Source organism: Pseudomonas sp. W15Feb9B, from assembly GCF_000828175.1.
Classification (GTDB): Bacteria; Pseudomonadota; Gammaproteobacteria; order Pseudomonadales; family Pseudomonadaceae; genus Aquipseudomonas; species Aquipseudomonas parakoreensis.
The window spans coordinates 182,538-208,407 of sequence record NZ_JTKF01000005.1 but is presented as its reverse complement, the minus strand read 5'-3'; the positions used below and the strand labels follow the sequence as shown (position 1 = coordinate 208,407).

Sequence of the window (25,870 nt, the reverse complement as noted above, 5' to 3'; positions counted from 1 at the left end):
CACCATGAGCGGGCTCAGAGAACGGCAAAAGGAACAGCGCAGGGAAGTCATTGCGCAGGCGGCGCTGGAGCTGTTCATCAGTAACGGCTTCGGCGCGACCACGCTGGAGCAAATCGCCAATCAGGCCGGGGTTTCCGCGCCAACGGTGGTCAATTATTTCGGCGGCAAACAGGAAATTTTGCTGGCCTTGCTCAAACAGCCGGACGAGCAGGCGATGCGTGATGCGCGGGCCAATCTGGACGACGACAGTGATCCGCTGGAGGCGCTGTGCGAGTTTGAAGGCTTGATGACCGACTACCAACTGCAAGCGATGCCGGCCTCGCTGTGGCGTGAATTGGCGCCGTTTCTGCTGACCGGCGAGCTGGCTCAGGCGTTGAGTCCGTGGAATGCGGCGGTGATCGAAGAAACCAAAGCGCTGCTCGGGCATTTCCAGACGCAGGGCAAACTGCGTGCGTCGGTCGATCTGGACGTGGCGGCAACGCTGTTCAACCAGTACGCGAACATGGCGTTTATCCGTTTGGCGACCCAGGAAGTGCCGGACCGACCGGCGCATGCCTTGCACATGCGCGGGGTGTTGACGCTGTTGTGTCACGGCATGCTGGAAGGTTGAACGGACTGACAGGTCCGACCCGTCAGAGGCGAAGGCTGTCCGCAGAGTGAATGGCAGCAATGAAGAAATACTGTCATCACCCTCATCCTGCAAGCCGATCTGACAACCGTTCAGCGCTCAACTACGCTGCCTTACGTATTCCTCTGACACCCGGGCGTAAGGAAACACGCGCATGCGAAGCAGGCTGCTGGCAGTAGCGATGACGGTGTGTGCCTTGCTCGGGTCCGCAGGTGGCTGGGCGCTTGAGGAGACGGCAAAGCCTGCGAATGAAGCGGTGGAGCTGAAGGTCGCCAACCGCAGCATCATGCTGTTTCGCGCGACGCTGCTGGGCGAATCGCCGGCGACGCGAGTCAAGCGAGCGAAGACGGTCATCACCGAGGCGCTGGACGAGTCGGAGAATCTGACGGTCTCGATCGACCCGATCCAGAACAGTTACATGGTTTTACTGGGCGACAAGCGCGCGTTCATCGTCGCGCCCAAGGACGTTGATGGCCTCGAATACGCCTCAGTGCAGCAGGCTGCCGAAGGCGCGGCCGAGAAACTGCGCCAGGTGGTCACTGAAACCGGGGAGGCGCGCAGCCTGCACCTGATCCTCAGGTCTCTGGCGCTGGCGGCAGCGTCCACTGTGATCTATGTCGGCTTGCTCTGGTGCCTGGCCTACCTGCGTCGCAAGTTGCTGAGCAAATTGCCCGAGTTGATGGAGCGCCATACCCAGGTGCTGAAAGTCGGGCGGGTGCAGTTGATCGACGCCAATTTCCTTTATCCGTTGGTCAGTCGCCTGCTGTTGGTGTTGCGTTGGCTGGTGATTGCGCTATTGACCTATGAATGGCTCGGGTTTGTCCTGTCGCGATTTCCCTACACCCGGCCGTGGGGTGAAAGCCTCAACAACTACCTGTTCGAGTTGGCCGGCTATCTGCTGGATGGCATTGTCGGGGCGATTCCCGGGCTCGGCGTGGCGCTGGCCATTTTCTTTATAGCCCGTGGGGTGACGGCGTTTGCCCGGCGCATTTTGCGGCGCATGGCGACCCCGGGCACCTTCAGTTGGCTGAACCATGAGACCCTGCAACCGACCCAACGCCTGACCTCGCTGGCCATCTGGCTGTTTGCCCTGGCGATGGCGTATCCGTATCTGCCGGGCGCCGGCACCGATGCGTTCAAGGGCTTGTCGGTGCTGATCGGCCTGATGATTTCTCTCGGTGCCACCAGTGTGGTGGGGCAGGCGGCAGCCGGATTGATCCTGACCTACACGCGCACTTTGCGCCCCGGCGAGTTCGTCAGGATCGGCGAATATGAGGGCACCGTCACCGAGCTGGGCATGTTCACCACACGCATCCGCACGGGGTTGGGTGAAGTGCTGACGCTGCCCAATTCGATGATCACCGGCACCGTCACCAAAAACTACTCGCGCACCGTGAAGGGTCCCGGTTACGTGGTCGATACCGTGGTCACCATCGGTTACGACACCCCGTGGCGGCAGGTCGAGGCGATGTTGCTGGAGGCGGCCCGCCGCACGCCGGGTGTTCTGGAAGACCCGCCGGCTCAGGTGTTCCAGACTGCCTTGTCGGATTTCTATCCCGAATATCGCTTGGTGGCGCAGGCCATTCCGAGCCAGCCGCGCCCGCGTGCGGTGTTGCTGAGCATGCTTCACGCCAATATTCAGGATGTGTTCAACGAATATGGCGTGCAGATCATGTCGCCGCATTATCTGGATGACCCGCAGCAAGAGAAGCGAGTGCCGAAGGACAAGTGGTTCACGGCCCCCGCACAAAAACCGGAGGGTCAGGATTTGCCTTAGTCAGTGCCGTTCTTTGGGGGGCGTCAGCGCCGGATCGCGGCATACGACTTGCCCAGATCGCTGGCCCAGCCGTCCAGCACGCCTTTGACGTCATCGGCAGTCAGCACTTGTTTGTCGTTTTCCAGCGGCACGCCGGTACCCTTGCGCACCACTTCGGCGACCACTTCGCCGGTGGAGCCGTCCTCGAACGAGACTTCGGTGGTGATTTCGCTGTCCTGATCGCGGATGCCGGTGGCGGTGCTCACGCCGGCGGCAACCAGGGTCACTGGCAGCCATTCATAAAAGCGCAAGCCTTGGGTGCTGGCGGCGACGCGGGTAATCGCTGGTCTGACGGTCAGGGTATTCGGCCCGGGTTGCGATACCAGGTGCATGACCTTGCCCAGTTCCAGCCTGAGCGCGGCGTCGTAGTAGTCGGTGACGCCGGACAGCGTGCTCAGCGGAACTCGCTCGGTCGGCGCGACGCTGGGGTAGAACTGACTGGGCGCCAGATAGGCCTGGGTGTAACGCCCTCGGGCCAGCGCCGGGCTGACCCAGCCCAGCACGGTCTGCCCGGATGGCGATGTGTGCTCGCTCAGCACGCTGTAATCGTGCAGAAATCCCGTGTACTTCTGCGGTTCAACGGTTTTGCTGCTGCAGGCCGACAGGCTCAGAGACGCTGTGCACATCAGTGTCATCAAGCAATGGCTTTTTATCATGCGAATCCTTGTTTTGCGCTTTTTGACCCGCGTCGTTCAAGCGCGGGCAGTGATTGGGGAGGAGAGCGGCGGGGTGTTGTCCGAGCATTCGATGTGCAGCTGGCCGTGGCTCATGATCCACTGGATGAGGTCGGCGGTCGGAATCGAATGCACGTACTCCACCCATCGGGCGTCTGCCGGGTCGTACTGTTCGAAATAGCGGCGCAGGACGATACGGCTTTGGTCATCTGACAGGCCCAGGCAGAACTCCTGAAACAGCAACGGCGTATTCTGATCAGGCGCGCTGGTGCGCTGGCTGAGAATCAACGGATAGCGGGCGTCGTGGCCCTCGGCGGTGTACCTGTCGTGCAATGCGCTCATTGAATGCCCCCCGGTTGTCGATGGCGAGCAGAGTGCCTGAGGGGTTTTGCCGCAGCATGTCCGCTTGATGTCCGCGACGAAGGAATGTTGCTCGATTGAAATATATGACCTGGCGGCCAGAATGGTTTTAGATGCGTTCTTTTTTGGCCTGAGGATCCTGTGCCCGTGAGCAGACTGCTGATCGTCGACGATGACGTGGAAATTCTCGCCCTGCTGAAGAAGTTCTTCGTCCAGCACGCCTACGAGGTCGATGTCGCCGCTGATGGCGCAGCGATGTGGGCCGCGATTGCCCAGCAGCGCCCGGACACGATCATTCTCGATCTGATGCTGCCCGGTGAAGGCGGCCTGAGCCTGTGCCAGAAAGTGCGGGCGCAGATGGGCATTCCGATCATCATGCTGACCGCCATGGGCGAATTGAGCGACCGGATTGTCGGCCTCGAACTGGGCGCCGACGACTACGTCACCAAACCGTTTGCCCCGCGTGAACTGCTGGCCCGTCTGCGCGCCGTGCAGCGTCGTGCCGGTGAGCAGGTCAGCCCTGTCAGCGAACCTTCGCGACCGGTGATTGCTTTCGCCGGTTGGCATCTGGATATCACTTGTCGCGAACTGCGCTCCCCGGAAAACGTGATGATTCCGCTGTCCGGTGGCGAGTTTGATCTGCTGGTGGTGTTTCTCGAACACCCGCAACGCATTCTCACCCGCGAGCAACTGATCGACCTGTCTCGCGGCCAGGGCCACGACGCCTTTGATCGCAGCATCGACGTGCAGGTCAGCCGCTTGCGCCGCAAGATCGAGCCGGACAGCAAGCGTCCGGACCTGATCCGCACCGTGCGCAACGGCGGTTACCTGTTCACCGCCAAGGTCACGCGCGCATGATCCGTCGCTTCCTGCGCCGTGATCCGCTGAGTCGGCGGATCGCCCTGACCATCGTCGCGGCCATGCTGGCTTCGCTGGCGCTCAATTTTCTGTTCGTGGAGGTGGCCGGGACCTGGGCGCGGCCACCGATTGAGCGCACCGGGTTGCTGGAGCAGATTGCGGCGACCGTCAAGGTGATCGAGGCTGCACCTGCGCCTTTACGCCCGAAACTCGCGCACGCGGCAACCGGCCCGACGCAGGAGGTGACGTGGAGTGCGCAACGTGACGAACTTGGATTGCCAGCGGGTGGTACGCAGCTCATCGCCAACAAGACGTCGGGGTTGCATCAGTTGCTGGGTGATGAGCGAGACATTCGGGTGTTCAATCCCGCCGACTGGCCGAGCGGAAGTCCGCTGGCGCGCTACGCGGCGCTGATTCAACTGCCGGATGCCAGCTGGTTGTTGTTCTCTTCGCCTGAGCGCTCCTGGGGCCTGGACATCGGCACACGCATCGCGATCATCATCGCCCTCGGTCTGATCGCCACCGTGCTGGTGGCCTGGCTGGCCACGCAGCAACTGGCCAAACCGCTGCAACGCTTTGCCAGTGCCGCCCGCCGCTTTGGCGGTGATCTGCGCGCGCCGCCGATAAAAGTCGAAGGCCCGGACGAGATCCGCCAGGCAATCATCGCTTTCAACACCATGCAGGCGCAGATCCAGCATTACATCAGCGAGCGCACGCACATGCTCGCGTCGATCTCCCACGACTTGCGTGCGCCGCTGACCCGCATGCGCCTGCGCAGCGAGTTCATGGAGGACTTTGATCATCAGGGCAAACTGATCCGCGACATTGAAGAAATGCAGTCGATGATCAACGCTGCGCTGGCGTTCTTTCGGGAAGACACTCAACCGGAGCAAAGCACTGCGTTCGACCTGTCGGAGTTGCTGCAGACCATCATCGACGACTACCGCGACCAGAACATCGCCATCGATTTCCATGGCCCGGCGCATCTGGTCTACGAGGGCCGCCCGCTGGGAATCAAGCGTGTGATCGTCAATCTGCTGGAAAACGCCGAAAAGTACGCGCAGCAGCCGGCCATTACCTTGAGCAGCGATGGCTACAGCGTTTGCGTTGACGTCAGCGACGAGGGGCCGGGGATTCCCGAAGCGTCGTTGCAGCGGGTGTTCGACCCGTTCTTCCGCCTGGAAACCTCGCGCAACCGGGAAACCGGTGGCGTCGGGCTCGGGCTGTCGGCGGCGCGGGCGATCGTGCGCGAGCAGGGCGGCGAACTGACGTTGAGCAATCGCAGCAGCGGCGGCTTGCAGGCTCGGGTTGAGCTGCCTCTGTAATACTTTGAAACATTTGCGCGTGACGGACGGTCAACAGGACACATTCTCTGCAAGAAGCGTCCATGAAAACCCCACGGCCCTCCGCACGCCTCGTACCGCTTTCACAACTTCGCAATCTGAAAATGGCCCGTTCCGCGCACGCTTATGTGCGCGGCAGTACGGTGCAGTTTTATGAGTGGCTGCACAGCCAGCCCGGGCGCCGCCTGCCGAAAGGGCCGGCGGTGTGGATCTGCGGCGATTGTCATGCCGGCAATCTGGGTCCGACCGGTGATCTGAAAGGGCGCATCGATATCCACATCCGCGACCTCGACCAGACGGTTATCGGCAATCCCGCGCATGACCTGGTGCGACTCGCACTGTCGCTGGCGACTGCCGCCCGGGGTTCCGATCTGCCCGGTGTGGCCACCGCACGAATGCTCGAGGAGATGATGCGCGGCTATGAGCAGGCGTTTGAAGACGACGTCGACAAAGAGCCGCCACGCCCCGCGCAAGTCAAGGCCGGGATGCGCAGCGCAGTGCAACGCACGTGGAAGCATCTGGCCCAGGAACGCATCGAAAACACCAAACCGACCATTCCGCTGGGCAAGCACTTCTGGTCGCTGTCACGCGAAGAGCGCAGTGCACTGAAGACCCTTTGCGCCACGCCAGACCTGCACACGCTGGTGACCTCATTGAAGGGGCGCAACAAGGACAACCGGGTGAAAATGCTCGACTCGGCCTATTGGGTCAAAGGCTGCAGTTCGCTGGGACTCAAGCGTTATGCGGTGCTACTCGGTGTGGGCGAGGGTGATGACGAGGAATATTGCTTGCTCGACATCAAGGAGGCCGTTGCCGCCGCAGCGCCGCGGGTCGCCCGCGCCTCATGGATGCGTGAACTGCAGGCGTGTCGCTCGAAGACCCTGGATGCACCGTCGTGGCTGTGGTCCAGTGTCGTGCAATTGGTGGGTCGTCATGAGAAAGGCTATCTCGAACATTGTCGGCGTTATGCGCTCGAGCATTGATCTGTGTGAGTGAAACAGTTGCCGGTTGCCGATATGAAATTTGTTCTGTAGATTTTCATGAAATTATAAGAAATAAATTTCATGAGGCGCCGAATGTTTCAGCAATCCCAGCAGCATGTCGCCAGTTATTACGCCCACAGTTGCGCCGATGTTCTCAGTACGCGGCCGGCGCTGGAAGGCGCGCACGACACCGACGTGGTGATCATCGGCGCCGGATTCAGCGGGCTGCACACCGCGCTGCGTCTGGCTTTGGCCGGCAAGCGCGTCACTGTGCTCGAAGCCAGTCGCGTGGCCTGGGCCGCGTCGGGACGCAATGGCGGGCAGGCGATTCTGGGCTGGTCGTGCGACATGCCGCCGCTGGAAGCTGCGCTCGGCTATGAGCGCGCCCGTCGCCTATGGGACGGCATGCGCTGGGCCGCGCAGGAACTGCGTGAATTGCCCGGGCGGCATGGTTTCGATTGCGACTATCGCCCCGGCCATTTGTGGACTTCGGTGATGCCGCGTCGGGTCAGCCTGCTGACTGAATGGCAACACGAAGCCAGTCACAAATGGGGCCATGACGGTCTGCAATTCATTCCCCGTGAAGACCTGCCGCAATGGGTCGCCAGCGAACGCTATCAGGCCGGTCTATACGACGCCGAAGGCGCGCACCTCAATCCGCTGAAACTGGCGCTTGGCCTGGCCGCCGCCATCGAGCGTGCTGGCGGGCGTATTCATGAGCAAAGCAAAGCGTTGAGTTATCAGCAGGAGGGCAATGGCTTCCGGGTCAATACCGAGCGCGGTTCGGTGAAGGCCGATGTGCTGGTGCTGGCCTGCAATGCCTATCTCGATGAACTCGATCCGCAGCTCTCCCGTTGCATCCTGCCGGTCGGCACCTATCAAGTCGCCACCGCACCGCTGACGCCTGAGCAAGCCACCGCGCTGCTGCCGAGCAACGTCTGCGTGACCGACAACCAGTTCGTCCTTGATTACTTCCGCCGCACGCCGGACAACCGCTTGTTGTTCGGCGGCGGCTGCACCTATCTGGGTGGCATGCCCAAGGACATTGCGGCGGCGACCCGGCCGTTTCTCGAACGGGTGTTCCCGCAACTCAAGGGCGTTGAACTGCAATTCGCCTGGGGCGGGCACATCGACCTGACCATGAACCGTACGCCTGATGTCGGCGGCGAGGGCAACCGTTATTGGCTTCAGGGTTATTCGGGGCACGGCGTGCTGCCGACACTGGCCGCCGCCCGTGCGGTGTCCGATGCAATTCTCGGCGAGACGGATGAATTGGCGTTGTACCAGGGCCTGAGCAGTGGCCGTTTCCCCGGCGGCAAGCACTTCGCCGCACCGCTGGAGGCCATCGGCAAGGCCTGGTATCGGCTGCGCGACAGTATTTGATGAGATTTTGACCATGAACAAGCAAGAAGAAATCGCGGCGCTGGCGATCCTGATCCACGACCTGCGCAAGCACAAGAAATGCACCCTCAAGGAGCTGGCGGACAAAATCGGCCGTTCGGTGGGGTTTCTCTCGCAAGTCGAACGCGGCCTGTCGCGCCCGACCGTGGCCGACCTCACCGCGATCAGCGAAACCCTCGGCGTGCCGACCACCTATTTCTACAGCTTGCCCAAACCCAGACAAGTGCCGTGGGTCACCCGTCCGGACGAGCGCCGCACGCTGTATTACGCCAGCGGCATTACCGACATTCTGGTGTCGCCGCAGATGCGTGCCTCGTTCTCCATGCTCGAAAGTCATCTGGAGCCGGGCGCGAGCAGCGGCGACCGCCACATGAACGACAGCTCGGAGCAGGGCGGTTATGTGCTCGAAGGCGAACTGACCTTGTGGCTGGGCAACGACGACGATCCGGTCACCTTGAGGGCCGGCGACAGCTTTCAATTCGACAGTCACACCCATTGCCGCTACGGCAACCTCACCGGGCAGCTCACTCGCGTGCTCTGGGTCTACACCTGATAACAACAAAGGAAATCCAAGATGGACGCTGTCTGCTCTGACCTGCTCGCCGAAGTGCGCGCGTTTCGCCAACGCTACCCCGAGGTGCGTTATGTCGACCTGATTTCCCTGGACATTCCGGGGCATTTTTACGGCAAGCGCTATCCGGTGGACATGCTCGAAAAAGTCGCGGCGGGAAGCGCTTTGAAACTGCCGCAGAACTGCGTGTTGCTGGGCGTACAGGGCGGTCTGTTCAAGATCGGCGATTACTGCTTCAACGACGGTGATCCGGACGCTTTGCGTCGCTTGGTGCCCGGCACACTCAAGCCCGTGACCTGGGAAAGTCAACCGCTGGGGCAAATGCTGATCACCTCCGACGGCACCGCCAAACCGATCGAATTCGAACCCCGCGAGGTATTGGCGAAAGTGCTGGATCGACTGGCAGCCAAGGGTATTCACCCGGTGGTGGCCTTCGAACTGGAGTTCTACTTATTCGACAAAAAACTTCGCGACGGGCTGCCGCAATTCCCTCGCGACGAGCTGACCGACGACGCCGATGATCAGCCGAACATGCACATCGAACGCCTCTCGCGTTTCGCCCCGGTGCTTGACGACATGGTTGAAGCGACGCGGGCGCAGGGCATCGATGCCACGGTGATTACCGCCGAGCTGGGGCCGGGCCAGTTCGAGATCAATTTCGGCCATCTGGATGACGGTTTGCGCGCCGCCGACTGGGCGGCGCTGTTCTGTCGCAGCACCCGCGGCGTTGCGCTCAAGCACGGCTATCGCGCCAGTTTCATGGCCAAGCCGTACGTGCAGCATCCGGGCAGCGGCATGCATGTGCATGTCAGCCTGTATGACGCCGCCGGCAACAATCTGCTGGCCGCCAATCACCAACAGCCGCTGCGCCATGCAGTGGCCGGTTGCTTGGATCTGCTGCCGCACAGCATGCCGATTTTCGCGCCGAACCAGAACGCCATGCGCCGTTTGAGCGGCACGGTGAACACTGCGACCAAAGCGAGCTGGGGTTACGAGGATCGTGACGCCTGCCTGCGCATCCCCGAGTCGGACACGAAAAACCTGCGCATCGAATACCGACTGGCCGGCGCTGACGCCAACCCGTATCTGGTGCTGGCGGCGATTCTGGTAGGCCTGGAACATGGTCTGGAATCAGGCAAGGAACCGATCCCGCCCCTCAACGACGACCGCAACAGCGGCATCGACTTTCCGACGGAGATCCTCGACGCGGTGCGCGCCTTGCAGCATCAGCCACAACTGCGTGCGGGACTGGGCGCCGAGTTTGTCGACGTGTATTGCGAGAACAAACGTCAGGATCACCTGGCATTCATGCAGGAGATCAGTGCGCGGGAGTATCGCTGGTATTTGTGATCACTGGTTCAGTGACTTCTTCAGCCCTTCACCAAAACCAATACGGCAAAAACTTCGGTGTGGGTTCGATCATGAGTTCCAGGTGATAGGTGATCGGGTTGAAGAAAAACATATCCAGTATCAGAAATGCCGCTACGCCAAACGACAGCGTCATGAGCTCGCGATAGGGATGCTCGGCGAAATACTGGTGTTTGCCATGGTAGAAGCTCAGTAGCGCAGACAATCCCAAGACTACGCCCAGGTAGTTGGGTTGTAACGAAACATCGGCGAAGTTGTTGTAGACCAGCACCGCCACCAGCATCCCCAACCCAAGCAGGGGCAACTTCAGGCAGACGTTGAGCAGGCCGTTTTTGGCGCGGACGAAGGCGGCTTCCTTGCTGACGAAGAGGTAAGCGGCCAGCAGTGAAATTGCCGGGGTGATTGCCAGGATATAGCGTGCTTTCTTGGAACTCGGAAGAGTGAACAGCACCAGCAGCACTAGCAGCCAGCCGGTTAGATAGCGCAGCAGGTCGATGTTTCTATCGCGGTTCGAACGGAAGAACAGTTTGTACTTCTTGAGAATGACGTTGATGGCGTAAAACACCGTGATGCCGTAGGTCAGCAGACCTGCCGAGAAGTAGAAGTAATAGCGTGGCGCGTGGTCGGAACCGAAGCGTGCGATGCCCTGCATGTTCAGCACTTCGTCGAGGAACGCTGGCCCTCCTTGCACGTAGGCCGCCCAGGCCAGTAACACCACCCCAACAGTCAGAATCCCCCCCGAGAGCAGTGAAAACAGCAGCAACATGCGCCACTGCCGGCTCAGTAAGTAATAAGCGCCAATGACACTCGCAGGTCCGATCAAGCCGATAGGCCCACGAAAAGCGAAACCCAGTGCCAGCCCGACGTACAGAAACACTACGCGGCGCGGGTCTTTTTTGATCTCGGCCGTATAGGCAAAGTAGAAGCACATCACCGTTAACAGCGCCGGATAGATATCCAGTGCCAGCGAGTTGACGCCGTCGAGAAAAGCCCAGGTCAGCAGACTGAAAAGAACGCCGTACGCCCCCCACTTCTTGCTGTGCAGCGCGCCCAGTCGATAAATGAATACCAGCATCAGCGACGCGGCCACGCAGGACGGAAAACCCATGGAAAGAATGGACACCTGGCCGAATGGCAGGGAAACCAGATAGACCAACAGGGTATTGAGAACCGTGTAGTCGGGATAAGGCTTGAGGTCGTCGGCAATCGGGAACAGTGTGATGCCGTGCAGCAACATGTAGTCGGCAAAGTCGACAAAGCGTGTTGTGTAGTTGAGGACCGCGGGTTTGTACTGCAATGCCATGAACACGGCCAGTGTCATGAAAAAAATGCTCAGGCATGGATTTCTCGTAATCAGTCCCGTCAACATTCCAACCCGCGAAGTGCGCTCTACAACAAGCGGGGCATCATATCGATCCATCGTTAACCCTTTAGTGAAGTTGTTCTTTTGACCGCAATCCTGACAGTCCGGTGACGCCTGCATTGAACTTCTGTGTGGCGCGAGATTGATGTTGAGCCTGGCCCGCGGCGAGGACTATTCAAGCATGACGGCCCTAAACACACCCTGAACAAAATCAATTGAAGTCAACAGGAAAACCGTATTAACAACGCGTGTCGAAACGGGCTTTGTGCATTTCAATGATTGAATGGCAGTGATACAAGGCCGGCTAGATGACGCGACCTTTCTTCGACGGCGCATGATCGGCCGGCCCGGTTCTGGCGGTTTGCAGCAACCGGGCAAATGCCGCTTTGTCGATGGGCCGACTCATGAAATAGCCCTGAACCTCGTTGCACTGATCCTTGCCCAGAATCGCCAGTTGCTCCTCGGTTTCCACGCCTTCGGCGGTGACGGTCAGGCCCATGGCTTTACCCAGGCCGATGATCGCCTGGACCACGGCGCGATCGTTGGCGCCGTTGCTGATCGAGGCGATGAAGCGCTTGTCGATCTTGATCCCGTCGAACGGGTAGGCGCGCAGGTAGCCGAGGGACGAATAGCCGGTGCCAAAGTCGTCCATGTTCAGGCGCACGCCGAGTTGCTTGAGCGCATTCATGGTGGCCAGCGCGCCGTCGGTGTCGACGAGCATCACGTTTTCGGTGATTTCCAGTTCCAGGCGACTGGCCGGGAAACGGGTCTGGATCAGCGCTTCGCGTACGTCTTCGACGACATCGCTGAGGGCGAACTGTGCCGGGGACAGGTTGACTGACAGGAGGATGTCTGACGGCCATTCGAGTGCGGTTTCACAGGCTTCGCGCAACACCCAGCGTCCCAGCGCGACGATCAGGTCGGTCTGTTCCGCCAGGCCGATGAACACGTCGGGGCCCAGCAGACCCTTGGTCGGGTGCTGCCAGCGCACCAGCGCCTCGACCGAGACGATGTGCTTGCCATCGACGGTGTAGCGCGGCTGGTAATGCAGAATGAATTCGTCGTTTTTCAGCGCGCCGCGCAGGTCGCTTTCCATTTGCCGGCGGGTCTGGATCTGGTCGTTCATGTGCGCTTCGAAATAGCACCAGGTGTTTTTGCCCTCGGACTTGGCCTGATAGAGCGCGATGTCGGCGCAACGGATCAACTCGCTGGGCACGAAGCCCTGGCGGCGGCTCAGGGCGATACCGATGCTGGCCCCGACGTGCAACGGATGGTGCTCGAAGAGCATCGGTTGATGCAGGCTCTCGACCAGCCGGGTACAGAACCGGTCGACTTCCTGCCGAGTGTCCATGCCATTGAGCACCACGACGAATTCGTCGCCACCCAGGCGTGCGACGATGTCGTGCTCGCGGGTGCATTCGCGCAGACGACTGGCGACTTCCTGCAACACCGCGTCGCCTGCCGGATGGCCGAGGGAGTCGTTGATCGGCTTGAAGTTGTCCAGGTCGATCACCAGCAGCGACAGCGGCGGCGCGTGCTCCTTGAGCAGCAGCGCTTCATCCAGATAACGCGCCAACTGGTTGCGATTGGGCAGGCCGGTGAGGGCGTCGTGCATCGACAGGTGCTGGATCTGCGCATGGGCGGCGACTTCGTCGGTGATGTCGCTGGCGGTGCCGCGATAGCCGACCACGGTTTGCTTCTCGATAATTGGCCGCGCCGACAGTCGACAGTGGCGTTGCTGCCCGGCGTGATCGCGGTAGGTGCAACGCAAGTCGCTGGCATTACTGTCTTCGGTGAGTTTCTTCAGCCACAGCTCCAGCGGCGTGGTATCGCACGACACCAGTTGCCCGATGCCCTGGCCCAGCCACTCGCTTTGCGGGTAGCCGGTCACTTCGCTGAAGCGCGCCGAGAGATAGGTCAGGCGCAAGTGTCTGTCGACTTCCCAGATCCAGTCCGACGCCGCTTCGGCGACCGCGCGAAACCGTTCTTCACTGGCTTCCAGCGCATGGTTGGCCGCCTCCAGTGCCTGATTCGAAGCCTGCAGCGTGCTGAAACTGTGGTCGACGTAGGTTGAAGATCGCACGGCGTGACGCAAGAAATAGGCGGTCAACAGCATCAGCACTGCCAGCACGGCGCCAAGCGTGGGCAGCAGTGACCACAGCAGTTGCCGGCCGGGACGTTCAAGGTCTGCGCTGAGGCTGTAACCGGTGTTGTTCAGCGACACCCGAGGCTGTTCGTCGGCAAGCGTGTCATCCGCCGTAAGTTTCAGGTTTTGCAGGCCATAGGCAGTGCCGATCGCCTGCAGTTTGGCAGGCGTCAGCTTGTCGACGAACACCAGCACCGAGGTCTGTGTCGGATCGCCCACCGGACGTTCGTCGTTGGGCAGAATTGCCGCTGCCGTAACCAGTGCCGGCCATCCGTCGAACAGCGAATAGGTATTGATCGGTACCGTCAGATCAGCCTGGTTTTGCACCTGATCAATCAATGACGCGGCAGAAGCCTTGAGCAGACTGCCGACGTCCACGTCGGCGAGTTGTCCTTGCACGACGGCGTACTTCGTGCGGCTGCGATCCAGCACAAACACGCCGTCGTAACCGTCGCTGGTGAACAGGGTCTTGCCGATGTTCTGCTGGGTGTAGGCCCAGTCGGTATCGACGCGGGTGTGCAAGTGTTCGTAAGCCGTGGTCCAGTCGGCATAGCTGGTGATGTAGCTTTTGGAGGTCGCGATGCGATTTTCCAGGGCGCGGGCCGTATAGAAGCGGGTTTGCTCGACATCCTCGCGATCCAGGCGAGCGGCAATGCTGAGCAGGGTGCCAATCGCAGCAATCACCCCGACGATAAACAGCGTGGCAACCGCAAATGCCAGGCGGCGGGTAATGGCGCTTTGCTGAGGCGGAACCGGCGTGGCAGGAGCGAAACTGTCCATATGCTCGTCCTTGGTAGCTAGGGTTTGCTCATCTGGAACAGCGGCCCGAGCGCATTGTTCAATCTGTTGTTGGCAATGGCGCTGCGGCGGATTTCTCAAGCGTAGTGAATACGCGGGGATTTTGCCTTTGGCGCAACGTCATTGCGCTCTGAGCAACTGCCCCAAGACCTCCAATTCTCCTTTCTCTACATCCGACACCAGCACGAAACGCATATGAGCGGCCTGCCACGAGACCACGTTGAATCCGCGCACGCTGCGACTCTGCACAGCTTGGTCCGCCTCGTTCGTCGGCAGGATGAACAGGTTGATGATGTGCTTGGCATGCCCGTAGCTCAGGGCGGCGGTGGTCTGGTGTTGCAGGTAATCCAGACGCCCGCCAAGCAAGGGGAAGCCTTGCGCCGTGTAGTCGAATACCGGCGGCGAGAAATCGAGTTTGCCGGTGAACCACGGTTTGACGGTGTGGCGATCGGACGACACCACGTCGTTGAGGTGTTCGCCCATCAACGAGCGTACGTGGCTGGACACGGCCTCGTCGATCAAGGGTTGCTCGCTGCCGGGAGTGGCGACATACAGCACCAGCGCCAGAGCCAGCACGGCGGCGGAAAAGGCCGGGGCCAGCCATTTTTGCCAGCGCTGGATGAACATCGGCTCAGGTTTGTCTGCGGCGAACACGCTCGCCGCGCATGCGGCGGGCGCCGGGTAGTAGGGTACATGGCGCTTCACGCTGACCTTGAGCAACTTCGCTTGCTCGTGCAACTGCGCGCATTCGGCACAGGTGCTCAAGTGCGCGGTCACCTGCGCCGCCGTCGCCGGATCCAGTTCCTGATCCAGATAGCCGTGCAACTGTGTCTGGCAAAGCGCGCAGTCGAGTTCATTCATGATCGTGCAACTTCAGTAGTTCGAGCTTGAGCAGGGCACGTGCCCGGGCCAGTCTGGACATGACGGTGCCAATCGGAATATCGACCACCAGGGCGATGTCCTTGTAAGGCATGTCTTCGAGTTCCTTGAGCACAATCACCTCGCGAAACACCGGCGGCAGGGCACTCAGCGCCTGCTGGAGCAAGGCGGCATTTTCCATGTGAATGGCCAGCAGTTCCGGGGTCTGGCTGTGGCTCAGCGGGCCTTCGTCAGCGACCCGATCGTCATCGATGGCGACCCAATGGCGCCCGGCCGAAGCCTTGAGCCAGGTGTAGCTTTCGTTGCGCACGATGGTCAGAAACCACGCCTTGGCGTTGCCGTCGGCGAAACGTTGCAAAAACCGGAAGGCGCGCAGGGCGCTTTCCTGCACGACGTCGCGCGCAGCGCTGTCGTTGCCGGTAAGCCAGCGCGCAAGGTTGTAGGCCGCGTCCAGATGGGGCGCAATCAATTCCTCAAATCGCTTCATGGTCGGTTCCGCACCGTCACCCCCCTGTAACCGCGCTGCGGCGGGTTTTATTCGCGCCAGAACATTTATTTTTTGCCGTGGAATAAAGCCTCACGCCACAAGGTTTACCTCGTGTCAGCTACCTCACTGTAGTTCGCCCGCGAGGACACATCGATGGACATTCAAGCAAAACACCCGCTGCGCACCGACGGCCCGCTCAACCCGGACCGGCGAACCCTGCTCAAATGCTCGGCGTGGGCCGGGGCCGGGGTTCTCTGGGCCCTGAGCGGCGGCATCCCCAAAGCCTTTGCGCTGGATGACGCAGGCAACGTCAGCGATCCCAAGGCGCTGGACAGCACCTTTCACTTCGTGCAGATCAGCGATTCGCACATCGGCTTCAACAAGGTAGCCAATCCCGAACCGGTCAAGACCTTGCAGGTGGCCATCGACAAGGTCATCGCGCTGCCCAGACGGCCATCGCTGATCTTGCACACTGGCGACATCACCCACCTGTCCAAGCCCGAGGAATTCGACACCGCCGCACAGTTGCTCAAGGGCCTGCCATCCACCGTGCATTACGTCCCCGGCGAACACGACACCCTCGACGAGGGCGGCGGCAAGCTGTACCTGGAGCGTTACGGCAAGGGCACCAAAGGTAACGGCTGGTATAGCTTTGATGATCATGGCGTGCATTTCATCGGGCTGATCAATGTCTTCAATTTCCAGGCCGGTCATGAAGCCACCCTCGGCGCCGAGCAACTCGCCTGGCTGGCCGATGACTTGCGCGCAGTCAGCAGCAGCACGCCCATCGTCGTGTTCACCCACATCCCGTTGTGGACGGTTTATCAGCCGTGGGGCTGGGGCACCGAGGACGGCGATCAGGCGATCGCGATGCTGCGCAAGTACGGCTCGGTGACGGTGCTCAACGGGCACATCCATCAGGTGATCCAAAAAGTCGAGGGCAACATCACCTTCCACACCGCCCGTGGCACCGCTTATCCGCAGCCGGCACCGGGCGCAGCACCGTCACCGGGGCCTATGACGGTGGCGGCGGATCAGCTGCGCAATTACCTGGGGATCACCGACGTGCGCGCGACCCAGGGCGATCACCCGCTGGCCCTGATTGATTCGACACTGGTGTAACCGAGGGCAAACCGATGAAAACGCGACTATTGGCACTGGTGGGCCTGTTGCTGGCGATGCCGGTGTGGGCAGCGGAAGTGAAGATCGACATCAAGGAATTCATGTTCGCCCCCAAGGACCTGACCGTGGCCGTCGGCACCAAGGTGACGTGGGTCAATGATGATCAGATTCCGCACACGGTGGCGGAAACCCACAAAGTGTTTCGCTCGGGTGCGCTGGACACCAACGACAGCTTTTCCTGGGTGTTCGATACGCCGGGGGAGTTTGAATATTTTTGCGTGTTGCATCCGCAGATGATCGGCAAGGTGGTGGTGACGCAGTGAACTGGCTCGTGATCTGCTGAATACGTACCGCGAAGGTGTCGCTGGCCTGAGTGTTACTCAGCTACCAATCTGCACCTTTGCGGGGCTTGCCATGGGCTATCGGGTAGCACTGTTCTAGCTTCGGGCGGCAGGATTAAATCGCTGTTCGTTGTGAATTCGTGAGTTAAATCATTCAAATCAAGCGCTTGGCACGGTGCGGAGAAATCTGGCATGCATCGTGCTTTTTTGTATCCGTGGATAATTGGATACAAAAAGACAAAAGGTGCTGCCATGCAATTCGCTCCTGCCTTCGATCAACGTCAACCGATGACCGCCGAAGAAGAGGCCTACAACTTTCTGTTGGAGGGCATCTGCGGTGGTCGGTACCGCAAGGGCGACCGGTTGATCGCCGAGGACATCGCCAGTGAAATCGGCATGAGCCGCATGCCGGTGCGCGAAGCGTTTCGCCGTCTCGATGCGCAGGGTCTGGTGACGCTGAGGCCCAATCGCGGCGCGGTGGTCAGCGGTCTGGATGTCGAGCAGATGCACGAAGTGTTCGAGATGCGCAGTGCGCTAGAGGGCCTGGCGATTCGCATCGCGGTGCCCAAAATCAGCGAGCGTCAGTTGACGGCGCTGGAACGGCTTCTCGATGAAATGGATGACTACCGCGACGAGAGTGCGGCGTGGGTCAGCCGCCATCGCAAGTTCCATGAATACCTGTGCAGCCTCAGCGAACGCCCTCGGTTGCTCAAGCAGATCAGCGCCCTCTACGCGCTGATCGAAGCGCCCATGCGCCTGTGGCTGCAGCACATCGAAAAGCCCCTGAGTGCGCGTCAGGAGCACCAGATCATCCTTGATGCGATTCGCGCCGGCGACGCCAGCAAAGCCGAAGCCGTGGTGCGCGAGCACATCGAAGGCACGGTGCCCGAGCTGATCAAATTTTTGCAATCGGAAAAATAACCACAGAGCGGAACACGAGTCCGCCGATGTTTTGACGTTGAGTACTGCCCCGTTACTAACCGAACTGGAGTGTCTGGTCATGCATACGTCTCGCCTGTTATTGGCTGCAATTTCCCTCGGACTCTGTTCGCAATGGGCGCTCGCCGCACCCACGGTGCCGGAGCGTCTGGTCAAGGTCGACAAACTGACCTATTGCTCGGGCATGGATTCGCCGCCGCTGGTGTCTTTCGATGAAGCGCAAAAGCCCAAAGGACTGACCGTCGACCTGGGCCTGGAAATCGCCAAGCGCCTGGGCGACAAGAAGGTCGATTGGCGGGTGATTCCGTTTTCCGGACTGCTCCCGGCCTTGCTTGCCAAACAGTGCGACATGATCGTCGACCAGCTGTTCGACAAGCCCGAGCGCCGCGAGGTGATCGACATCGTCAATTACATGTATTCCAGCCAGGCGGTGGTGGTGCCCAAGGGCAATCCGAAGGCGCTGAAAACCCTGGCGGATCTGAGCGGGCACAAGATCGCGGTGCTTAATGGTTCGACCATCAAGACCTTGCTCGATGCGGAAAATGAAAGCCTGACCAAGGCCGGCAAGCCACCGATGAAACTGGTGGTCTACAACACCGACACCGATGCCTTCCAGGCCTTGCGCATCAATCAGGTCGACGCTTACGGCACCACGGTGGAAACCGCCGGTTATTACGCTGCGATGGCTCCGGATCTGTTCGAAGAAGGCGTCCCGGCCTTCAGCCGGATTCTCACCGGCCTGGGCATCCGCAAGGACGATGCGCAACTGAGCGCTGCGGTGCAGCAGATCATCACCGACATGCGCAGCGACGGCAGCTACAACCAGCTTCTGAGCAAATGGCACGTTTCCAGCGACACACTCGATTGAGGTAAGCGTTGATGAACTTCAATTGGGATGTGTTCTGGCAATACCTGTTGCAGCCGAGCGGGGTTTATCTCACCGGGCTCTGGCTGACCTGCCTGATCAGTGTGCTGGCAATGCTGCTGGGCTGTGTGCTGGGGTTGGCCGCTGCATTGTTGCGTTTGTCGAAGAACCCGTTGCTGCATCTGCCCGTGCGTTTTTATGTGTGGCTGATGCGCGGCACGCCGTTGCTGGTGCAGATCGTTTTCCTCTACACCGCGCTGGCGGCGGGCGGGATTTTTCGCTTCGAAGACATTGAGCTGTTCGGGCTGGTGGTGCCCGGCAACATCCAGGCGGCGATCATTGCTCTGGGGCTCAACGAAGGCGCGTACATGGCCGAGATCATCCGCGCCGGTATCGGCGCCGTGGACAAGGGCCAGTACGAGGCCGGGCGTTCGCTGGGCATGACCTTCGCCAAACTGATGCGTCGCATCGTGCTGCCGCAAGCGTTCCGCGTCATCGTGCCGCCGCTGGGCAACGAGTTCAACGTGATGCTGAAAAACACCACGCTGGTCAGCGTGATCGGCGTGCAAGAGCTGTTGCTCAGCACGCAGATGGTCACCTCGGCGACTTTTCGGGTGTTCGAGTTGTACCTGGTGGTGGCGATTTATTTCCTGTTGCTTACCACGCTGTGGGGCTTCTTTCAGCGCTGGCTGGAGAACCGCTTCGGTCAGTCCGACCGACCTTCTTCGCCACCGCCGGCCTCCAGTCGGATGTTCGGTCGCAGCACTCTGAAACTGCTGAGGGGACGCTAATCATGGCGCAGCCAAATGACGAACTGATCATCGAAGCGCTGAACATTCACAAGGCCTTCGGCGATCTACAGATTCTCAAGGGCATCTCGCTGCAAGTACGCCGTGGCGAAGTGGTGGTGCTGATCGGCGCTTCGGGCTCGGGCAAAACCACGTTTATCCGCTGCATCAACCTGCTCGAAGACATTCAGGGCGGGGAGATCCGGGTCAGCGGTCGGCCCATGGGTTATCGCACCCGGGCGGACGGCAGTCTTGTGCGCGACTCGGAACGCAACATCGCTCGCCAACGCCGCGACATCGGCATGGTGTTCCAGCGCTTCAACCTGTTCCCGCACATGACCGCTTTGGAAAACATCATCGAAGCACCGATTCAGGTGTTGGGTGTGCCACGCCAGGCTGCGCTGGAACAGGCGCGGGCCTTGCTCAAGCGAGTCGGGCTGGCAGACAAGGCCGGGCATTACCCGTCGATGCTTTCCGGCGGCCAGCAGCAACGAGTGGCGATCGCCCGAGCGTTGGCGATGAAACCGCAGGCGATGCTGTTCGACGAACCCACCAGCGCCCTCGACCCGGAAACCGTCGGTGAGGTTCTGCAAGTGATGAAAGAGCTGGCCGAGGAGGGCATGACCATGGTCGTGGTCACCCATGAAATGGGCTTTGCCCGCGAGGTCGCCGACCGGGTGGTGGTGCTCGATCAGGGCGAACTGATCGAACAAGGCCCGCCGGAACAGATCTTCAGCCGTCCGACTCATCCCCGAACCCAGGCCTTTCTCAGCCGCGTGCTGTGAATTTCACAAGGACATCGACGATGCGTTTATCGAGTGTGTTTGCGGCGCTGTGCTGCGCCGCCGTGGTCCCCTTGCTTCAGGCCGCCGACTCGGTGGTGAAGGTCTACAACTGGTCCGATTACATCGGCCCCGATACGTTGAAGAACTTTGAAAAGGCCAGCACGATCAAGGTTCAGTACGACATTTTCGACACCAATGAAATGCTCGAAGCCAAGTTGCTCTCCGGGCATTCGGGCTACGACGTGGTGGTGCCGTCCAGCCAGTTTTTGTCCAAGCAGATTCGCGCCGGCGCCTATCAGCCGCTGCAACGCGGATTGCTCGATAACTGGAAGCACCTCGACCCGCGCTTGATGCAACGTCTGCAGGCTGCCGACCCCGGCAACCAATACGCCGTGCCGTACATGTGGGGCACGGTAGGCATCGGCTACAACGAGGAGAAAGTCCGCGCTGTGCTGGGCAAGGATGTGCCGCTCGATTCCTGGTCAATGGTGTTCGATCCGCAGAGCCTCGCCAAACTGAAAAGCTGCGGCGTGGCTTTTCTCGATGCGCCAGTGAAGATCATTCCTCAGGCCCTGCTTTACCTCGGGCTGGACCCTAACAGCGTCAAGCCTGACGATTACAAGCAGGCGTCGAAACTGCTGATGACGTTGCGGCCTTCGGTGACCTATTTCAACTCATCGAAGTACACCGCCGACTTGGCCAACGGCGATATCTGCGTGGCGATCGGCTATTCCGGTGACGTGATGCAGGCCCAGACCCGGGCGCGCGAGGCGGGCAAAAACATCGACATTCGTTACCTGATTCCCAAGGAAGGCGTGAACCTCTGGTTCGACATGCTGGCGATCCCCAAAGACGCCGCTAACGTCGCCAACGCCCATGCGTTTATCAATTACCTGCTGCGCCCAGAGGTGATTGCACCGGTCAGCGATTACGTCGGCTACGCCAACCCGAACAAGGATGCCACGGCGCTGATGGACCCCAAGGTCAGCGGCAATCCGGGGATCTACCCGACTGACGACGTGATCAACCATGCCTTCGTCTCCGCCGATCTGCCGGAAAACATCCAGCGTCTGATCACCCGCGAATGGAACCGGATCAAGTCCGGCCAATGAATTGCTGATTTGAAGAGCCTTTGACATGTTGAAATTTTCTGCTCACGAATACCCTTATCCGTCGCAACGCCAAAGCGTCTTCGCCCGTCGTGGCATGGTTGCGGCGTCCCAACCTTTGGCCGCGCAGGCCGGTATCGAGATGCTGCAAAAGGGTGGTAACGCGATCGACGCTGCCGTCGCCACGGCGGCGGCGCTGACCGTGGTCGAGCCTACGGGGTGTGGCCTGGGCGGCGATGCGTTTGCGCTGGTCTGGTTCAAGGACCAGTTGCATGGCCTCAATGCCAACGGCCACGCCCCGGCCAGTCTGAGCATCGAAGCGGTGAAGGCGGCCGGCCATGAGCAAATGCCGTTGTATGGCTGGACGCCCGTGACGGTGCCCGGTTGCCCATCGGCCTGGGCCGAGCTGTCGCAACGCTTTGGCGTGCTGCCATTTGCCGATTTGCTGCAACCGGCGATCAGTCTGGCCAGAGACGGTTTTCCGCTGTCGCCGGTGGTTGCCCATCAATGGCAGATCGCGCTGGATGAATTCAGTCCCTATCGCAATGAAGGGCTGCAGGCCTGGTTCGACACGTTCTTGATTGACGGTCGCGCGCCCAGGGCCGGAGAGATTTTCCGTAACCCGGCGCAGGCGCGTACCCTCGAAGAACTGGCCCTCACGCGTTGCGAGAGTTTGTATCGCGGCGATTTGGCGCAACGCCTGGATGCGCATTCGCGGGCAACGGGCGGCTATCTGCGTGCCACGGATCTTGAGCATTACCGCGCGCAGTGGGTCGAGCCCATCCACGTCAATTATCGCGGCGTGGATGTCTGGGAAATCCCGCCGAGTGGGCAGGGGCTGGTCGCGCTGATGGCGCTGAAAATTCTTGAAGGCTTCGACTTCGACCACCGTGACAGCCAACAGACCTGGCACCGCCAGCTGGAAGCGATGAAGCTGGCCTACAGCGATGGCCTGCACTACATCACTGATCCTTTGCACATGCGCGTGGCCGTGGCCGATCTGTTGAGTGACGAGTACAGCGCCCGCCGCCGTGCTCAGATTGGCGATCAGGCGCAGCCGCCGAAGCCGGGCGATCCACACGCCAGTGGCACGGTGTACCTGGCCACCGCGGACGGGCAGGGCAACATGGTCTCGTTCATCCAGAGCAATTACCACGGCTTCGGCTCCGGCGTGGTGTTGCCCCACAGCGGCATCGCCCTGCAAAACCGAGGGCAGGAATTCAGCCTTGATCCCGAGCATGCCAACGCGTTGGCGCCGGGCAAAAAGACCTTTCACACGATCATTCCCGGCTTCCTCACCAAGGACGGCCAGGCGCTGGGACCGTTCGGCGTAATGGGCGGCTACATGCAGCCACAAGGCCATGTGCAGATGGTCATGAACCTGGTGGATTTCGGCCTGAACCCGCAGTCGGCACTGGACGCGCCGCGCTGGCAGTGGCTGGGCGGGATGAAGGTCGGCATCGAGCAGGGCGCTTCAAGGGATCTGGCCAATGCGTTGGCGCGTCGTGGACATGAGGTGCAGATCGCCAGTGACCTGACGGATTACGGACGCGGGCAGATCATTTTGCGTGATCCGGTGACGGGCGTGCTGTGTGGCGGGACTGAGCCAAGGGCGGATTCGCATATCGCGGTTTGGTAAAGCAGGTTGATTGCCAGGAATTGGCGAATTTTGCCCCTCTGACCGTCTGCGCGGAGAACGGTCAAAGGGGCGAAGTTACAGGTAGGTTGACCAATACACATCTACTTTCTAGCCACACCTACTTCTAGCGTTTTAAGGTTTCAGTTCCCACGCTTTGAGTTTTTTCGCAGCGGTGCCGAAAGGCCCCAACTGGTAGACGGCCGCGCCGGCCGGGGAGAAAACAAACGACTGGAATGCCTCGGTATTCATCTTGTCGAGATAGACACGAGGCGCAATGCCCGTGCTGACGTGTGGATTGAAATTCTCACCCGACATTTTCGGAACAAATGTTGATACGTATTGGATGAGCGCCGCGTCATTGGCGGGGTTGTCGTGCGCAGCAGTAAAAGCGTCAATAGGTCCGGATTCCACCGCAAAGGGCTTTACAGCGGCAATGATGTCCGCTTGCAACTTGATGATTTCCGGCGTTGGCTTCACGCAAATACCTGCGACCCCGACCGCTCCAACGGGAGCGTAGTAGTACTTGAACGCCTCCAGCTTCATCGCGTTCACATTGGCGCTGACGAGGACCTTCTCAGCAGCAGCATAGACCTTGCCGAGATCCTCTGTGCGGACGAAACGCTGAATCAGCGTGATATGTGGACGGTGTTCGGCATCCAGGGCGAAACCCTTCGGGAACACAGCAAGCAGGCGTGCGTTATTGGCGTCGGAGTATCTAAGCATCGTGCTGTCTGGTTCCAACAGGATGTCGATGGCGATGACTTTGGACTGTGCGCTGGTCGCTATCGATGCAAGTACGCTAACCACTACGGCGACCAGGACCGTTTGTATGCGCATAGTATTCATGGTGGCGACTCTCAGAATAGAAGTCGCACCCAGTGAAACGGGTGCGGCTCGGTTAGCGGGCTCAGCGTTTCATTTTGTGAACATCATTATTGTTTCCCCGCCGACATGTCTTCGATCTGTTTCTGCATCTTCGTCAGATTGAATGAGCCGGGCGTCTGGCTAGGCGGGTAGTCCTGCATGGTCATCAGGAATTTGCCGACCATTTCGGTGATTGGCACGATCGCGTAAACGTGATCGATCCACCAATCGTTGTAGGTATTCGAGTTATGTTGAGCTTTCTCGAACGGGTCGCGGCGCAGGTTGAAGATCAATGGCGCACGCAGTTCAACGAATGGTTCGCGCCAGAGATTCATGGTTTCTTCGCGGTTTTCCATGAAGACAACCTTCCAGTCCTGGAAGCGAGCGGCGACGATCTCACCAATGTCATTCACATAGATGAACTCTTTGCGCGCAGAGTCTTTCGTCTTGCCAGTGAAGTAATCGAGCTGGTTGTAGCCATCGATGTAGTTTTTGTAATGACGGCCATTAAGGTCCGTGCCTTTAAGCAACTGTTCCTTGATGTCCGGCACACCGGCAACGGCAGCGAAGGTCGGCAGCCAGTCTTCATGTGCAACGATGCCGTTAAGCGTGGCGCCTGCCGCAAAATGGCCGGGCCAGCGCACAAACATCGGCACCCGGTAAGCGCCTTCCCAGTTGGTGTTCTTTTCACTGCGGAAGGGAGTGGTGCCTGCATCAGGCCAACTGTTGTAGTGCGGACCGTTGTCCGTTGAATACTGAACAATCGTATTGTCGGCGAGGCCGAGGTCATCAATGACCTTGAGCAGTTCGCCTACTTGCATATCGTGCTCGACCATGCCGTCACTGTATTCATCCTGCCCGGAAATACCGCGATGTTCGGCCTTCACATGGGTACGAAAGTGCATGCGTGTGCCGTTCCACCAGACGAAGAACGGCTTGCCGGCTTTGGCTTGAAGCGTAATAAACTCCTTGGCGGCCGTGACGGTCTCTTCATCAATGGTTTCCATACGCTTCTTGGTGAGCGGGCCGGTGTCCTGGATGGTCTGGCCACCCTTGCCGTCAGCGAACGTGTGGAGCACCCCGCGCGGTCCGTATTTCTTCAGGAACGCAGGGTCTTTCGGATAGTCCAGATTCTCTGGTTCTTCTTGAGCGTTCAAATGGTAGAGGTTACCGAAGAACTCATCGAAGCCATGCATGGTGGGTAGATGCTCGTCCAGGTCGCCCTGGTGGTTCTTGCCGAACTGGCCAGTGGCGTAGCCCTGACTCGTGAGGATCGTGGCCATGGTCACATCAGTCTTCTGCCAGCCTTCCTTCGCGCCGGGCAGGCCAACCTTGGTCATGCCGTTGCGAATGGGGACGGAGCCACCGATGAAGGCAGCACGTCCGGCGGTGCAGCTTTGCTGAGCGTAGTAGTCAGTAAAGCCCAGGCCTTCCTTGGCGATGCGGTCGATGTTAGGCGTCTGGTAGCCCATCATGCCGCGGTTGTTGTAACTGATGTTCTCGATGCCGATGTCGTCTCCCCAGATGACCAGGATGTTGGGCTTTTTGTCAGCCGCGTGAGCCATGGCTGATAGGAGGACAATCCCGACGACGGCAAATAGCCTGCTCGGGGTTCGTTTTAACGTCATGTGATTTCTCCTTGATTGACTCAGCAATCAAATAATGAAGTCTCGTTTTAGTGCGGTATGACTCCTTGTGTTTATTGCCCGTCAGCGCGGAAACAATTGCAGGGGATTGGCTTAC

Annotated in this window: 24 protein-coding genes; 16 read left to right on the top strand and 8 right to left on the bottom strand. The window is 60.0% G+C overall.

What is annotated here, in order from left to right; genetic code table 11:
- Positions 1-4 precede the first annotated feature (4 nt).
- Both OC71_RS03255 and OC71_RS03250 read left to right on the top strand, forming a co-directional pair.
- Positions 5-610 (top strand): TetR/AcrR family transcriptional regulator, encoded by a 606-nt coding sequence (locus OC71_RS03255; protein ID WP_041064099.1) that lies wholly within the window; start codon positions 5-7, stop codon positions 608-610.
- A 172-nt stretch (positions 611-782) separates the two neighbouring features.
- Complete coding sequence (locus tag OC71_RS03250) at positions 783-2,405, top strand: mechanosensitive ion channel family protein (RefSeq protein WP_041064095.1); 1,623 nt, start codon at positions 783-785, stop codon at positions 2,403-2,405.
- 23 nt (positions 2,406-2,428) lie between these two features.
- Here the strand turns inward: OC71_RS03250 and OC71_RS03245 are convergent, their stop codons facing one another.
- Positions 2,429-3,070, bottom strand: a complete 642-nt coding sequence (locus OC71_RS03245) for a DUF3313 domain-containing protein (RefSeq protein ID WP_371260331.1) — start codon at positions 3,068-3,070, stop codon at positions 2,429-2,431.
- A 66-nt stretch (positions 3,071-3,136) separates the two neighbouring features.
- Positions 3,137-3,460, bottom strand: a complete 324-nt coding sequence (locus OC71_RS03240; RefSeq protein WP_041064083.1) for a hypothetical protein — start codon at positions 3,458-3,460, stop codon at positions 3,137-3,139.
- A 165-nt stretch (positions 3,461-3,625) separates the two neighbouring features.
- Here OC71_RS03240 and OC71_RS03235 point away from each other — a divergent pair, with 165 nt between their 5' ends.
- The 6 genes from OC71_RS03235 (at position 3,626) to OC71_RS03210 (ending at position 9,984) form a co-directional block, all read left to right on the top strand.
- Positions 3,626-4,336, top strand: coding sequence for a response regulator (locus tag OC71_RS03235; RefSeq protein WP_041064082.1), 711 nt, complete (start codon positions 3,626-3,628; stop codon positions 4,334-4,336).
- The gene (locus OC71_RS03230; RefSeq protein WP_041064080.1) at positions 4,333-5,661 is read left to right on the top strand and encodes an ATP-binding protein; all 1,329 of its coding nucleotides are present in this window, start codon (positions 4,333-4,335) and stop codon (positions 5,659-5,661) included. Before OC71_RS03235 ends, OC71_RS03230 begins: the two co-directional genes overlap by 4 nt.
- A 62-nt stretch (positions 5,662-5,723) precedes the next feature.
- Positions 5,724-6,662, top strand: a complete 939-nt coding sequence (locus OC71_RS03225; RefSeq protein WP_041064078.1) for a DUF2252 family protein — start codon at positions 5,724-5,726, stop codon at positions 6,660-6,662.
- 93 nt (positions 6,663-6,755) lie between these two features.
- Positions 6,756-8,045, top strand: a complete 1,290-nt coding sequence (locus tag OC71_RS03220; RefSeq protein WP_041064075.1) for an FAD-binding oxidoreductase — start codon at positions 6,756-6,758, stop codon at positions 8,043-8,045.
- 13 nt (positions 8,046-8,058) lie between these two features.
- Entirely contained in the window at positions 8,059-8,616 is a 558-nt protein-coding gene (locus OC71_RS03215) for a helix-turn-helix domain-containing protein (RefSeq protein ID WP_041064072.1), read from the top strand.
- A gap of 21 nt (positions 8,617-8,637) precedes the next feature.
- Positions 8,638-9,984: a glutamine synthetase family protein gene (locus OC71_RS03210; RefSeq protein ID WP_041064069.1), complete on the top strand. Its 1,347-nt coding sequence runs from the start codon at positions 8,638-8,640 to the stop codon at positions 9,982-9,984.
- A 28-nt stretch (positions 9,985-10,012) separates the two neighbouring features.
- Here the strand turns inward: OC71_RS03210 and OC71_RS03205 are convergent, their stop codons facing one another.
- The 4 genes from OC71_RS03205 to OC71_RS03190 form a co-directional block, all read right to left on the bottom strand.
- Positions 10,013-11,323, bottom strand: a complete 1,311-nt coding sequence (locus tag OC71_RS03205) for a glycosyltransferase family 39 protein (RefSeq protein WP_041064066.1) — start codon at positions 11,321-11,323, stop codon at positions 10,013-10,015.
- A gap of 346 nt (positions 11,324-11,669) precedes the next feature.
- Entirely contained in the window at positions 11,670-14,291 is a 2,622-nt protein-coding gene (locus OC71_RS03200) for an EAL domain-containing protein (RefSeq protein WP_041064063.1), read from the bottom strand.
- A 138-nt stretch (positions 14,292-14,429) separates the two neighbouring features.
- Positions 14,430-15,170 carry an anti-sigma factor gene (locus tag OC71_RS03195; protein ID WP_041064060.1) on the bottom strand — a complete coding sequence of 247 codons (741 nt, stop codon included), beginning with the start codon at positions 15,168-15,170 and terminating at the stop codon, positions 14,430-14,432.
- Positions 15,163-15,675: a sigma-70 family RNA polymerase sigma factor gene (locus OC71_RS03190; RefSeq protein WP_041064046.1), complete on the bottom strand. Its 513-nt coding sequence runs from the start codon at positions 15,673-15,675 to the stop codon at positions 15,163-15,165. Before OC71_RS03190 ends, OC71_RS03195 begins: the two co-directional genes overlap by 8 nt.
- A 153-nt stretch (positions 15,676-15,828) precedes the next feature.
- On the opposite strand from OC71_RS03190, the gene OC71_RS03185 reads away from it, so the two are divergent.
- The 8 genes from OC71_RS03185 to OC71_RS03150 all read left to right on the top strand — a co-directional run bounded on the left by OC71_RS03185 (position 15,829) and on the right by OC71_RS03150 (position 23,263).
- The gene (locus OC71_RS03185; RefSeq protein ID WP_041064043.1) at positions 15,829-16,797 is read left to right on the top strand and encodes a metallophosphoesterase; all 969 of its coding nucleotides are present in this window, start codon (positions 15,829-15,831) and stop codon (positions 16,795-16,797) included.
- Between the two features lie 14 nt (positions 16,798-16,811).
- Positions 16,812-17,120 (top strand): plastocyanin/azurin family copper-binding protein, encoded by a 309-nt coding sequence (locus tag OC71_RS03180; RefSeq protein ID WP_041064040.1) that lies wholly within the window; start codon positions 16,812-16,814, stop codon positions 17,118-17,120.
- A gap of 270 nt (positions 17,121-17,390) precedes the next feature.
- Entirely contained in the window at positions 17,391-18,059 is a 669-nt protein-coding gene (locus OC71_RS03175) for a GntR family transcriptional regulator (protein ID WP_041064037.1), read from the top strand.
- 79 nt (positions 18,060-18,138) lie between these two features.
- Positions 18,139-18,945, top strand: coding sequence for an ABC transporter substrate-binding protein (locus OC71_RS03170; protein ID WP_041064034.1), 807 nt, complete (start codon positions 18,139-18,141; stop codon positions 18,943-18,945).
- Positions 18,946-18,956: 11 nt separating this feature from the next.
- On the top strand, positions 18,957-19,733 hold the full coding sequence (locus OC71_RS03165) for an amino acid ABC transporter permease (RefSeq protein ID WP_027611757.1): 777 nt from the start codon (positions 18,957-18,959) through the stop codon (positions 19,731-19,733).
- Between the two features lie 2 nt (positions 19,734-19,735).
- The gene (locus OC71_RS03160; protein WP_041064030.1) at positions 19,736-20,515 is read left to right on the top strand and encodes an amino acid ABC transporter ATP-binding protein; all 780 of its coding nucleotides are present in this window, start codon (positions 19,736-19,738) and stop codon (positions 20,513-20,515) included.
- Positions 20,516-20,535: 20 nt separating this feature from the next.
- Positions 20,536-21,627 carry a polyamine ABC transporter substrate-binding protein gene (locus tag OC71_RS03155; RefSeq protein ID WP_041064027.1) on the top strand — a complete coding sequence of 364 codons (1,092 nt, stop codon included), beginning with the start codon at positions 20,536-20,538 and terminating at the stop codon, positions 21,625-21,627.
- Positions 21,628-21,652: 25 nt separating this feature from the next.
- On the top strand, positions 21,653-23,263 hold the full coding sequence (locus OC71_RS03150; RefSeq protein WP_041064024.1) for a gamma-glutamyltransferase family protein: 1,611 nt from the start codon (positions 21,653-21,655) through the stop codon (positions 23,261-23,263).
- Between the two features lie 132 nt (positions 23,264-23,395).
- On the opposite strand, the gene OC71_RS03145 is transcribed toward OC71_RS03150, so the two are convergent.
- Both OC71_RS03145 and OC71_RS03140 read right to left on the bottom strand, forming a co-directional pair.
- Entirely contained in the window at positions 23,396-24,109 is a 714-nt protein-coding gene (locus OC71_RS03145) for a hypothetical protein (protein ID WP_218186287.1), read from the bottom strand.
- Positions 24,110-24,195: 86 nt separating this feature from the next.
- Positions 24,196-25,755: an arylsulfatase gene (locus tag OC71_RS03140; RefSeq protein WP_041064019.1), complete on the bottom strand. Its 1,560-nt coding sequence runs from the start codon at positions 25,753-25,755 to the stop codon at positions 24,196-24,198.
- Between the last annotated feature and the right edge of the window lie 115 nt (positions 25,756-25,870).

Coding starts and splice junctions, on each gene's coding strand:
- OC71_RS03200 (WP_041064063.1), bottom strand. CDS start 14,291: ATGGACAGTTTCGCTCCTGCCACGCCGGTTCCGCCTCAGCAAAGCGCC.
- OC71_RS03180 (WP_041064040.1), top strand. CDS start 16,812: ATGAAAACGCGACTATTGGCACTGGTGGGCCTGTTGCTGGCGATGCCG.
- OC71_RS03240 (WP_041064083.1), bottom strand. CDS start 3,460: ATGAGCGCATTGCACGACAGGTACACCGCCGAGGGCCACGACGCCCGC.
- OC71_RS03245 (WP_371260331.1), bottom strand. CDS start 3,070: ATGTGCACAGCGTCTCTGAGCCTGTCGGCCTGCAGCAGCAAAACCGTT.
- OC71_RS03170 (WP_041064034.1), top strand. CDS start 18,139: ATGCATACGTCTCGCCTGTTATTGGCTGCAATTTCCCTCGGACTCTGT.
- OC71_RS03185 (WP_041064043.1), top strand. CDS start 15,829: ATGGACATTCAAGCAAAACACCCGCTGCGCACCGACGGCCCGCTCAAC.
- OC71_RS03160 (WP_041064030.1), top strand. CDS start 19,736: ATGGCGCAGCCAAATGACGAACTGATCATCGAAGCGCTGAACATTCAC.
- OC71_RS03155 (WP_041064027.1), top strand. CDS start 20,536: ATGCGTTTATCGAGTGTGTTTGCGGCGCTGTGCTGCGCCGCCGTGGTC.
- OC71_RS03205 (WP_041064066.1), bottom strand. CDS start 11,323: ATGACACTGGCCGTGTTCATGGCATTGCAGTACAAACCCGCGGTCCTC.
- OC71_RS03215 (WP_041064072.1), top strand. CDS start 8,059: ATGAACAAGCAAGAAGAAATCGCGGCGCTGGCGATCCTGATCCACGAC.
- OC71_RS03220 (WP_041064075.1), top strand. CDS start 6,756: ATGTTTCAGCAATCCCAGCAGCATGTCGCCAGTTATTACGCCCACAGT.
- OC71_RS03140 (WP_041064019.1), bottom strand. CDS start 25,755: ATGACGTTAAAACGAACCCCGAGCAGGCTATTTGCCGTCGTCGGGATT.
- OC71_RS03145 (WP_218186287.1), bottom strand. CDS start 24,109: ATGAATACTATGCGCATACAAACGGTCCTGGTCGCCGTAGTGGTTAGC.
- OC71_RS03210 (WP_041064069.1), top strand. CDS start 8,638: ATGGACGCTGTCTGCTCTGACCTGCTCGCCGAAGTGCGCGCGTTTCGC.
- OC71_RS03230 (WP_041064080.1), top strand. CDS start 4,333: ATGATCCGTCGCTTCCTGCGCCGTGATCCGCTGAGTCGGCGGATCGCC.
- OC71_RS03165 (WP_027611757.1), top strand. CDS start 18,957: ATGAACTTCAATTGGGATGTGTTCTGGCAATACCTGTTGCAGCCGAGC.
- OC71_RS03195 (WP_041064060.1), bottom strand. CDS start 15,170: ATGAATGAACTCGACTGCGCGCTTTGCCAGACACAGTTGCACGGCTAT.
- OC71_RS03225 (WP_041064078.1), top strand. CDS start 5,724: ATGAAAACCCCACGGCCCTCCGCACGCCTCGTACCGCTTTCACAACTT.
- OC71_RS03175 (WP_041064037.1), top strand. CDS start 17,391: ATGCAATTCGCTCCTGCCTTCGATCAACGTCAACCGATGACCGCCGAA.
- OC71_RS03150 (WP_041064024.1), top strand. CDS start 21,653: ATGTTGAAATTTTCTGCTCACGAATACCCTTATCCGTCGCAACGCCAA.
- OC71_RS03250 (WP_041064095.1), top strand. CDS start 783: ATGCGAAGCAGGCTGCTGGCAGTAGCGATGACGGTGTGTGCCTTGCTC.
- OC71_RS03190 (WP_041064046.1), bottom strand. CDS start 15,675: ATGAAGCGATTTGAGGAATTGATTGCGCCCCATCTGGACGCGGCCTAC.
- OC71_RS03255 (WP_041064099.1), top strand. CDS start 5: ATGAGCGGGCTCAGAGAACGGCAAAAGGAACAGCGCAGGGAAGTCATT.